The sequence below is a fragment of the [Clostridium] symbiosum ATCC 14940 genome, from assembly GCF_000466485.1.
Classification (GTDB): Bacteria; Bacillota; Clostridia; order Lachnospirales; family Lachnospiraceae; genus Otoolea; species Otoolea symbiosa.
This window is the reverse complement of the sequence record NZ_KE992969.1, coordinates 25951-35720: the sequence shown is the minus strand read 5'-3', so window position 1 is coordinate 35720 and position 9770 is coordinate 25951. Positions and strand designations below refer to the sequence as shown.

Genomic DNA, 9770 nt, shown 5'->3' with positions numbered 1-9770 from the left:
ACAACAAAAAAGCAGGGTAGTTTTTGACACTACCCAGGAATAATTGGAGGAATAAAATATGAAAAAATATATGAAATATGTCAGGCCGTATCGCAGCGCCTTTATTATTGGGCCGCTCATGATGCTGACGGAAGTGTTCGGGGAAATTATGCTGCCGAAACTGATGTCGATGATCATCAATAATGGAGTGGCCCAGCGGGATGCCGGTTACATTATAAAGATTGGGCTTGTGATGCTTTTAACTACCGTGCTGATGGCGGCGGGAGGAATCCTGGGCGCCTATTTTTCAGCCAAAGCATCGATCAGCTTTACCAGCGATCTGAGAAAGGATGTATTTTCCAGGGTCCAGCAGTTTTCCTTTAAAAATATTGATGACTTCAGCACCGGTTCTCTTGTTACCAGACTGACGAATGATATCCAGCAGGTACAGAATGTTATGATGATGGGGCTGCGTTTGATGCTTCGCGCGCCGGGGATGCTGATTGGAGCGCTGTTTATGGCGTTTTGGATGAATGCCCGGCTGGCGGTAATTATTCTGATTGTGATACCGCTTCTTACTGCGGCTATTGCGACAATACTGAAGCTGGCATTCCCGCGGTTTGAGATTATGCAGAAAAAGCTGGACCGCCTCAATAACGGAATACAGGAAGTGCTGACGAATGTCCGGGTAGTTAAGTCTTTCGTCCGGGAAGATTATGAGTGCAAAAAATTTAAGGAGATGAACGCCGACCTGAAGGAAAGCAGCTTAAAAGCCATGCGGATTGTCATTGCGACGATGCCGGTAATGATGCTGGCGATGAATGTGACGACAGTCGCCGTGGTCTGGTACGGCGGAAATATTATTATCGGAGGCGGCATGGCTGTCGGAGATTTGACGGCATTTACCACATATATAGTACAGATTCTGATGTCGCTGATGATGCTGTCAATGGTGTTTTTACAGAGTTCCCGCGCCATGGCCTCAGTAAAGAGAATCAATGAGGTAATGGATACGGAAATTGATTTGACGGATACGGATGCGGCCAGAAAAGACGCTCATGTCACAAAGGGCGGTGTGGAGTTCAAAGATGTCTGTTTCTCTTACGGCCAGGCCGGTGATTACGTTCTGGAACACATCAATCTTCAGGTAAACGGCGGAGAGACGGTGGGAATCATCGGCTCCACAGGAAGCGGAAAGACATCCCTGGTTCAATTGATACCGAGGCTCTATGACGCCACATCCGGTCAGGTGCTGATAGACGGGATTGATGTCAGGGACTACTCCCTGAAAAATCTGAGGGAAGGAGTCGGAATGGTACTGCAGAAGAACATACTGTTTTCCGGCACGATTGAAGAAAATTTAAAATGGGGTGATGAGGAAGCCGGTATGGAGACGGTCAGAGAGGCGGCAAAGAGCGCCCAGGCTGATGAATTTGTCACTTCGTTTGTTCATGGATACGATACTGAGATGGGACAGGGCGGAGTCAATGTTTCGGGAGGACAGAAGCAGAGACTCTGTATCGCCAGGGCGCTTCTCAAAAAGCCAAGGATCCTGATTCTGGACGACAGCACCAGCGCTGTAGATACGGCAACAGAAGCGCAGATACGAAAAGCATTCCGTACGTCTTTGAAGGACACGACAAAATTCATTATAGCCCAGAGAATCAGCTCGGTCGAGGATGCGGATAAGATAATTGTCCTCGATGACGGCAAAATTATCGGTATGGGCACTCATGATGAGCTGCTCGGTTCCTGTGAGGCATACAGGGAAATATATGAAACCCAATACGGCAGGAACAGCGGGGACGAAGAGGACGGCGGCAATGCGCCGCAGGCAGCAGCGGGAGCGAAGGACGGACAGGAGGTGCTGGCATGATGGATCAGAACAGAATAGAGAGCCTCAAAAGGCGTTACGGCAACCGTGTTGCCGATTCACCGAGGAAGAAACACGGACCCGGCAGAATGGCGGCCAGGGGAGGCGGCAAACCAAAGAACAGCAAGGAGACGGTGAAGAGATTGCTGTCTTACCTTGAAAAAGATAAAATGTGGATGGGGGCGGCCTTTCTCTGCGTCATTGTGAGTACACTCACTAACCTGGCAGGCTCATATATGCTGCGCCCGATCATCAATACCTATATCGTGCCCCTGGACGGGAGCAGAGGTGACAGCGCGGGTCTGTTCAGGGCGTTAATCGTGATGGCTGGGATTTATCTGCTCAGCGTGGCTGCCAATTATACGCAGTCCAGGATTATGCTGACGATAGCGCAGAATGCGCTGCAGCGGATCAGGGAGGAGCTGTTCGCAAAGATGCAGAAGCTTCCTCTTCGCTTTTATGATACTAATAATAACGGCGATTTGATGAGCCGTTTTACAAATGATGTGGATACTATCGGAAACATGCTCAGCAGTACGCTGGTTCAGTTGTTTTCCGGAGCGCTCAGTATCATAGGGACGCTGGTTTTGATGATTTATACGAATATTTACCTGACTGTGATTACCGTTGTTATGATACCGCTGATGATGAAAGCGGGAGGCTTTGTGGCCGGCAGGAGCCAGAAGTATTTCTCGGCCCAGCAGTCGGCCCTGGGCGCGCTCAATGGGTATATTGAGGAGACAATTCAGGGACAGAAGGTTGTAAAGGTATTCTGCCATGAGGACGTGGCGGAGGAAGAGTTTGGCTATTTAAACGGCGATTTGAGGGATAAACAGATTAAAGCCCAGTTCTTTGGAGGCATCATGGGCCCGGTTATGGGAAACCTGAGCCAGGTCAATTATGCCCTGACCGCTTGCATCGGAGGCCTGCTCTGTGTGTTCAGGAATTTTGACGTCGGAGGCCTGACGGTATTTTTAAACTTTTCAAGACAGTTTTCAAGGCCGATCAATGAAATATCCATGCAGATCAGCAATGTGTTTTCAGCCCTTGCCGGAGCGGAGCGTGTGTTTGCCGTGATGGATACGGAGCCTGAACCGGCAGATGATACGGAAGCGGTATCGGTGGAGCCGGTGAGCGGGGAGGTGGTCCTTGACCATGTGACATTTGGGTATGACGCGGATAAAGTGATCCTGAATGATATCAGCCTCTATGCGAAGCCGGGGCAGAAGATTGCATTTGTCGGCTCCACCGGGGCCGGTAAAACGACGATTACCAACCTGATTAACCGTTTTTATGATATACAGTCAGGAACGATAACGGTGGACGGAACCGACGTACGCCATATCAGACGTAATGAACTGCGGCGCAACATCGCAATGGTGTTACAGGACACCCATTTGTTCACCGGCACCGTGATGGAAAATATACGCTATGGCCGTCTGGATGCGGCCGACGAAGAGGTAATTCAGGCCGCCAAAACGGCATCGGCCCACTCATTTATAATGCGGCTTCCGAAGGGCTATGACACGATGCTGGAAGGGGACGGCGCTAACCTGAGCCAGGGGCAGAGGCAGCTTCTCAACATAGCCAGGGCGGCTGTGTCCAAGGCTCCAATCCTCATTCTGGACGAAGCCACCAGCTCCGTCGATACCAGAACGGAGAAGCACATCGAACACGGTATGGACCGTCTGATGAAGGACAGAACGACACTGGTAATTGCGCACCGGCTTTCCACAGTACGCAATGCCGATGCAATCATGGTTCTGGAACACGGGAGAATTATTGAAAGAGGAGATCACGAGGAGCTGATACGTCAGAAAGGTCGATATTACAACCTTTATACAGGCCTGAGTGAACTGGATTGATGACGAAAATCCGATTGCTGACAATGACCGGCAATGGTCAATTGCCGCCTTATAGTAAAAAATGGAAAAAATTTCCAGAACCTTACATTCAGTATGATTTATCGCCCTGCTTTTTCCAATTTTTCGTATAAACTAGATTCATACGAAAGATTGGAGGTCATAAGATGCAGATATGTGAGGCGACTGTGAAACGTATCAGGGAGCTTCTCAAAAGGGACCGGCTCACTTTATATGCACTGTCGTATAAGACGGGTATGCCGCTTTCGACGCTGAAATGTATTCTCAATGGACGCAGCAAAAATCCGGGCATTGTCAACATTCAGAAAATAGCTGAAGGATTTAACATGTCGATCCGGGAATTTTATTCCTGCGATTTGTTTGACAATCTGGAACAGGAGGATTGAGCCGCTGCTTCTTACATGGTATCAGGCGCAGAAACAGGCAGTAAAAGGTTTGTAAGGGAAACGAGTGGAAAGAATATAAAGAATAGATCTGGAAAAATTTATGTTTTTATAGTATAATAGGGAACAACTGACGAGGGAGTGAGGAATCACTCCCTTTTTATGCCCTTTTGGCAATCATTTACAGACGGAGGAAAGAAAAATGAGCATAAGAATCGGTATTTTAGGCTATGGCAATCTGGGAAGAGGAGTGGAGTGTGCACTGAAACAGAATCCGGATATGGAATTAAAGGCCGTTTTTACGAGGCGTGCTCCGGAAACAGTGGAAATCCTGACAAAAGGAGTTCCGGTGCTTTTGGCGGATGAAGCGGAAAAGATGAAGGATGAGATCGATGTTCTGATTCTCTGCGGGGGAAGCGCGACTGATCTTCCGGCACAGACGCCGAAGTATTCCCAGTGGTTTAATGTGGTAGACAGTTTTGACACTCACGCGAAGATTCCGGAGCATTTTGAAGCTGTGGATGAGACTGCGAAAAAGGGTGGAAAAGTAGCGGTGATATCGGCCGGCTGGGATCCTGGCATGTTCTCAATTGCACGTGTATATGCGATGGCTGCTCTGCCGGAGGGTGAGAATTACACATTCTGGGGCAAAGGCGTAAGCCAGGGACATTCCGACGCAATCAGAAGGCTGGAGGGTGTAAAGGATGCCAGACAGTATACAATTCCGGTGGAGCGCGCACTGGAGGAAGTGAGAAGCGGCAAAAATCCTGAACTGACCACAAGGCAGAAGCACACAAGAGAATGCTTTGTCGTGGCGGAAGAAGGCGCTGACAAGGCAAAAATAGAGAATGAAATCAAGACAATGCCAAATTATTTCTCGGATTACGATACGACCGTACATTTTATAACGGAGGAGGAGATGAAGAGGGATCACACCCGTCTGCCCCATGGGGGATTTGTGCTCAGGGGCGGAAAAACAGGATGGAATAAAGAGAACGGCCATGTGATAGAGTACAGCCTGAAGCTGGATTCGAATCCGGAATTTACATCCTCCATTATCGTTTCTTACGCGCGGGCGGCTTACAGGATGAACGCAGAGGGACAGAGCGGCTGCAAGACCGTATTTGATATTGCACCGGGATACCTTGTTGCGGAGAGCGCAGCGGAACTTAGAAGAAAATATTTATAAAATTCATTGCCGGGTCCGTGAAACGTTATCGACGGATTCGGCAATTTAAGCAGGAGGAGACGGGAATGTCGATTGAACGGGCAAAAGAACATATGAAAAAATGGGGCATGGATGACAGGGTACTGGAGTTTGAGACATCCAGCGCCACGGTGGAACTGGCTGCACAGGCCGTTGGCTGTGAGCCGGCCAGAATCGCAAAGACATTGTCATTCAAAATCGGAGAAGAACCGATACTGATTGTCACGGCGGGCGATGCGAAAATAGACAACCATAAGTACAAGGAGCAGTTTGCGGTTAAAGCAAAGATGCTCTCCCCTGATGAAGTGGCGGAAAAAGTGGGGCACACCGTGGGCGGTGTATGCCCGTTTGGCATTAATGAAGGGGTGAAGGTCTATCTGGATGAATCCATGAAGCGGTTTGCGACTGTATTTCCGGCCTGCGGGAGCAGCAACAGTGCAATAGAACTGACGATGGAAGAACTGGAACAGTGCTCAGGCTATGAGATGTGGGTGGACGTCTGCAAGCTGGGATAATGAGGAAGCTACTACAACAAGAAGGGCAGCTGCAGAAGAAATTAGTGGATACTAATTCATCTGCGCAGCCCTTTTATGATTGAACCGATGCTTTGCAGATAGGACCGGTTGAGATGACGCAGATCCTCCACAATCTCATTCAGATCGGAGGGATATCCGTTTCCCTCATCGAAAAATTCGGAGGGAGTGACATCAAGATATTCACAGATGTAAAAAAGGACGGTCAGGCTGGGCATGCCTTTTTTATTTTCAAGTGCATTTATATATCCTGCGCTCTGGCCTATGGAGAGGCTCATATCGCGGGCTGAGACGCCTTTATTCAGACGTAATTCAACTAAACGTTTATAAAATAGCTCTTCGTACATTATATCACCACCTGTATATGATTGTAAGATATATATGACTTGATTATATCCGGTTTAACAGGATATATGTGCTGATATGTCCGGTTAAAATAACTGATCAAAGACAAGGAAAGCTTTTTATGCAACAGTGGTATTTTACAAGATGGGCGTGCATTTAGTCTGTAATAAAATTGTAATAATTATAACTTTCGGATCCGATTGTGTAATATGGGAAAATGCTGTACAATGGTAAAGTATAAAATGGGAAAACGGCTTCAATATCTATAATGAAGTCGGAAATATTACCGACAATTATAAAAATGAGAGATACAGGAGTATTACGGATGAATAAATGGAAGAATTTTAAAGCAGCGCTTTGTCTGGGGATAGCCATGTCGATGGCTGTGGTTTCAACTGTTTCGGCTAATGTTACGGGGCCTTCTGCGGGGCCGGGGTTGGAGACGGGGCAAAATCCGGGGCAGGGGCAGCAGACGCAGCAGAGCCAGACCGGCTCATCCAGCCTTTCGCGCCTTCCGGCTCTTTCAGGAACCGTTACAACATCTCAGGGGAACGGGACAACTGGTACGGCAGGGATAAATCCTTCCCAGGGAACTGCTTCCGGTTCTCTGGAGACTCCGGTTGTGGCATCCCAGGGGGCGGTACTCTACGATGCTTTGAATAACCGGTTTTTATTTGAGCAGAATGCAGATACAAGGTTTTATCCTGCCAGCATAACAAAGCTTATGACGGCTCTTCTGGTGCTGGAACGCAGCAGTCTTGATGATACGGTGACATTTTCCGAGAATGCGGTTACAAACCTGGAGGCAGGCGCAGTGACACTGAAAATTAAAGCCGGGGACAAGTTCTCCGTGAAGGACTGTATGTACGCCCTTTTATTGAAATCTGCCAATGAAGTGGCTAATGGCCTGGCCGAGCATGTGGCCGGAAGCGTCAGCGGCTTTGCCGATCTGATGAATCAGAAGGCGGCTTCCCTTGGATGTACCAATACGCATTTTGTCAATCCGAATGGATTGAATGATTCGAATCACTATACGACTGCCAGGGATATGGCGCTGATTGCAAAGGCGGCGTTTGAGAATCAGACGTTGAGCCAGATAGCATCCACCGTAAGCTATGATTTTCCGGCCACGGCTTCGGTTCCCACGGTCAGAAAACTGACGATGGGGCATAAGATGGTGAATCCTGCCAATGGTGAATATTATCAGGGAATTGTGGGCGGAAAGACAGGATACACATCCCTGGCCGGCAATACACTCGTCACCTGTGCTGAGCGGGACGGAAAGAGGCTCATTGCCGTCGTCCTGAAGAGTAAGCAGACACATTATACTGATACCAAAGCGCTTCTCGATTACGGCTTTGCATATCTGGCTGCCGAGCAGAATCCGGCCGGCGGTCAGCAGAGCGGGCAGCAGACAGGTCCGGGAGGCACAGCGCCTTCATCCCCGGCCGGCGGTCCCGGAGCCAATGCCAGAGACGCCAATAAGTGGATACAGAACGGCCAGATATGGCAGTTTGTCAAGGCGGACGGTACATATGCAAGGAATGAATCGATGATGATTAATAATGAGATATATCATTTTAATAACGACAGCCAGATGGTGACCGGCTGGAACCAGATCGACGGCATCTGGTACTTCTTCCGGAACAGCGGAGGCCTGGCAAAGACCAGATGGGTGGAGACCAACGGTATGTGGTATTATGTGGACGATAATGGCTCACTCTTTACCGGAGGCACAACGCCGGACGGATTTTTGGTGGATGAAAATGGTGTTTGGGTGCAGTAAAATTTTCCTTTGGCTTTCAGCAAAGAAAAGCATTGATAAATGGCGGCGACTCGGGTAAGTCCCCCCTTTCTTTTTAATCTGTTTTCGTATATAATGAGCAGTATGTTTTAAAAAAGACAGCAGGAGATGAGAGAAAATGGAAAATGCACCGATCATTTATTTTGTGGTGCCTTGTTATAACGAAGAAGAAGTACTGCCTTTGACAGCCGGTATTTTGGGAAAAAAGCTGGTGACGCTGATTAATGCGGGGGTTATCGGTGAGGAAAGCCGTATTCTGCTGGTGGATGACGGATCGAGGGACGGAACATGGAAACTGATTGAAAATCTGAACAGGGAAGACGGTTACTTTCTGGGACTTAAGCTGAGCCGCAACCGGGGACATCAAAATGCGCTTCTGGCAGGACTTTCTGAGGCAGCCCGGCACTGCGACGCTGCGATTTCTCTGGATGCGGATTTGCAGGATGATGTGGATGCCTGTGATCAGATGATTGAGCGATTTAAAGCAGGCTGCGATATTGTCTATGGGGTGAGGAAGAAGAGGACGACCGATTCCGCTTTCAAACGGTTGACTGCGGAGGGATTTTATAAGCTAATGAACCTTCTGGGCGCCAATACGGTTTATAATCATGCGGATTTCAGGCTGATGAGCCGCAGGGCTTTAAAGGGGCTTAAGGAATTTACGGAAGTCAATTTGTTCCTTCGCGGAATCGTGCCGATGATCGGATACCCCTCCGACGTTGTATATTATGACAGGAAAGAGAGGGCGGCAGGAGAGAGCAAGTATCCTCTCGGCAAGATGCTTGCTTTTGCAATAGAGGGAATTACTTCCCTCAGCATAAAACCGATCAGGCTGATTACATTTGCCGGGATTGCGTCCTTTTTTGTCAGCATTGGTTTTCTGGTCTGGGCGGTTGTGGATTTTTACAGAGGAAATACAGTAAGCGGCTGGGCCAGTATCATGGTTTCCATCTGGTTTATCGGCGGTCTGCTTTTATTATCGATTGGAATCGTGGGAGAATATATCGGAAAGATATATCTGGAGACAAAGCGGAGGCCCAGATATTTAGTGGAAACACGTTTGGATGACAGGGAAGCAGATACCAGGAACGATGAAGAGAGAAGTGCGGAGGATGAAGACAGGGAAGAGAGCGGAACGGGCAATGGCTGAAAATAACAGGACTTTGGCAATTGTTTTTCCGGGTATGGGGTACCATTCAAATAAGCTGCTGCCACTACCTTTTCGCAAGGTCAGCGCAGCAGATTTGCTGGCCTGTCTGAACTGTTACCCTGTTTATACAAGAGCTGCGTAAAAAAATACGGCACCGGCTTGACAATCAGGAGAAAAACCACTATGATTACATAGTATATAAGAAAAGGCTGTGAAGAAGAGGAGTACATACACAACCCCGACAGAGAGAACGGCTCAACGGTTGAGAGGCTGTTCAGGGAAGGTGTGGATGGAAGGTAGCTTCGGAGCCGGGGGCCCCAAAGCAGAGTGCAAGTAGGGAATCACGGATAGTCTCCGTTAAAGGACTGAATGAGATTGCCGGAATGTTTAGAGAATTCGGCAGAAGCCAGGTGGTACCGCGGAAGATATTTCGCCCTTTGCATAAGTTTATGCAAGGGGTTTTTTTAATTAACAGGAAAGTTCACCTGTTAATTAAAAACCGCTCCGCGGAGGAACGCACTGCGGCGGTAGGGAATAATGTCGCCGAAGCGACCCGCCGCAGGCGGAGAATCCCGCGAGCGTGATTCCTTCTTGTTTAACAGGAAAGTTCATC

The 9770-nt window shown here is 48.5% G+C and carries 8 protein-coding genes; 7 read left to right on the top strand and 1 reads right to left on the bottom strand.

Annotation, left to right across the window (positions count from 1 at the left end; translation table 11 throughout):
* Positions 1-58 precede the first annotated feature (58 nt).
* The 5 genes from CLOSYM_RS15930 to CLOSYM_RS15910 all read left to right on the top strand — a co-directional run bounded on the left by CLOSYM_RS15930 (position 59) and on the right by CLOSYM_RS15910 (position 5840).
* Positions 59-1855, top strand: coding sequence for an ABC transporter ATP-binding protein (locus CLOSYM_RS15930; RefSeq protein WP_021642906.1), 1797 nt, complete (start codon positions 59-61; stop codon positions 1853-1855).
* Positions 1852-3717, top strand: coding sequence for an ABC transporter ATP-binding protein (locus CLOSYM_RS15925; RefSeq protein WP_021642905.1), 1866 nt, complete (start codon positions 1852-1854; stop codon positions 3715-3717). The genes CLOSYM_RS15930 and CLOSYM_RS15925 overlap by 4 nt, the downstream gene beginning before the upstream one ends.
* A 164-nt stretch (positions 3718-3881) precedes the next feature.
* Positions 3882-4121 carry a helix-turn-helix domain-containing protein gene (locus CLOSYM_RS15920; RefSeq protein WP_003504256.1) on the top strand — a complete coding sequence of 80 codons (240 nt, stop codon included), beginning with the start codon at positions 3882-3884 and terminating at the stop codon, positions 4119-4121.
* A gap of 199 nt (positions 4122-4320) precedes the next feature.
* Entirely contained in the window at positions 4321-5307 is a 987-nt protein-coding gene (locus CLOSYM_RS15915; protein WP_021642903.1) for a diaminopimelate dehydrogenase, read from the top strand.
* Between the two features lie 65 nt (positions 5308-5372).
* Positions 5373-5840 carry a YbaK/EbsC family protein gene (locus CLOSYM_RS15910; protein WP_003504260.1) on the top strand — a complete coding sequence of 156 codons (468 nt, stop codon included), beginning with the start codon at positions 5373-5375 and terminating at the stop codon, positions 5838-5840.
* A gap of 56 nt (positions 5841-5896) precedes the next feature.
* Here the strand turns inward: CLOSYM_RS15910 and CLOSYM_RS15905 are convergent, their stop codons facing one another.
* Complete coding sequence (locus CLOSYM_RS15905) at positions 5897-6205, bottom strand: helix-turn-helix domain-containing protein (protein WP_003504262.1); 309 nt, start codon at positions 6203-6205, stop codon at positions 5897-5899.
* 323 nt (positions 6206-6528) lie between these two features.
* On the opposite strand from CLOSYM_RS15905, the gene CLOSYM_RS15900 reads away from it, so the two are divergent.
* Positions 6529-7989, top strand: coding sequence for a D-alanyl-D-alanine carboxypeptidase family protein (locus CLOSYM_RS15900; RefSeq protein ID WP_044902599.1), 1461 nt, complete (start codon positions 6529-6531; stop codon positions 7987-7989).
* Between the two features lie 136 nt (positions 7990-8125).
* The gene (locus tag CLOSYM_RS15895) at positions 8126-9157 is read left to right on the top strand and encodes a glycosyltransferase family 2 protein (protein WP_021642899.1); all 1032 of its coding nucleotides are present in this window, start codon (positions 8126-8128) and stop codon (positions 9155-9157) included.
* Positions 9158-9770: the final 613 nt, after the last annotated feature.

Excerpts from the sequence above, each read along its gene's own strand:
- CLOSYM_RS15895 (WP_021642899.1), top strand. The coding sequence starts at position 8,126 with ATGGAAAATGCACCGATCATTTATTTTGTGGTGCCTTGTTATAACGAA.
- CLOSYM_RS15930 (WP_021642906.1), top strand. The coding sequence starts at position 59 with ATGAAAAAATATATGAAATATGTCAGGCCGTATCGCAGCGCCTTTATT.
- CLOSYM_RS15915 (WP_021642903.1), top strand. The coding sequence starts at position 4,321 with ATGAGCATAAGAATCGGTATTTTAGGCTATGGCAATCTGGGAAGAGGA.
- CLOSYM_RS15925 (WP_021642905.1), top strand. The coding sequence starts at position 1,852 with ATGATGGATCAGAACAGAATAGAGAGCCTCAAAAGGCGTTACGGCAAC.
- CLOSYM_RS15905 (WP_003504262.1), bottom strand. The coding sequence starts at position 6,205 with ATGTACGAAGAGCTATTTTATAAACGTTTAGTTGAATTACGTCTGAAT.
- CLOSYM_RS15920 (WP_003504256.1), top strand. The coding sequence starts at position 3,882 with ATGCAGATATGTGAGGCGACTGTGAAACGTATCAGGGAGCTTCTCAAA.
- CLOSYM_RS15900 (WP_044902599.1), top strand. The coding sequence starts at position 6,529 with ATGAATAAATGGAAGAATTTTAAAGCAGCGCTTTGTCTGGGGATAGCC.
- CLOSYM_RS15910 (WP_003504260.1), top strand. The coding sequence starts at position 5,373 with ATGTCGATTGAACGGGCAAAAGAACATATGAAAAAATGGGGCATGGAT.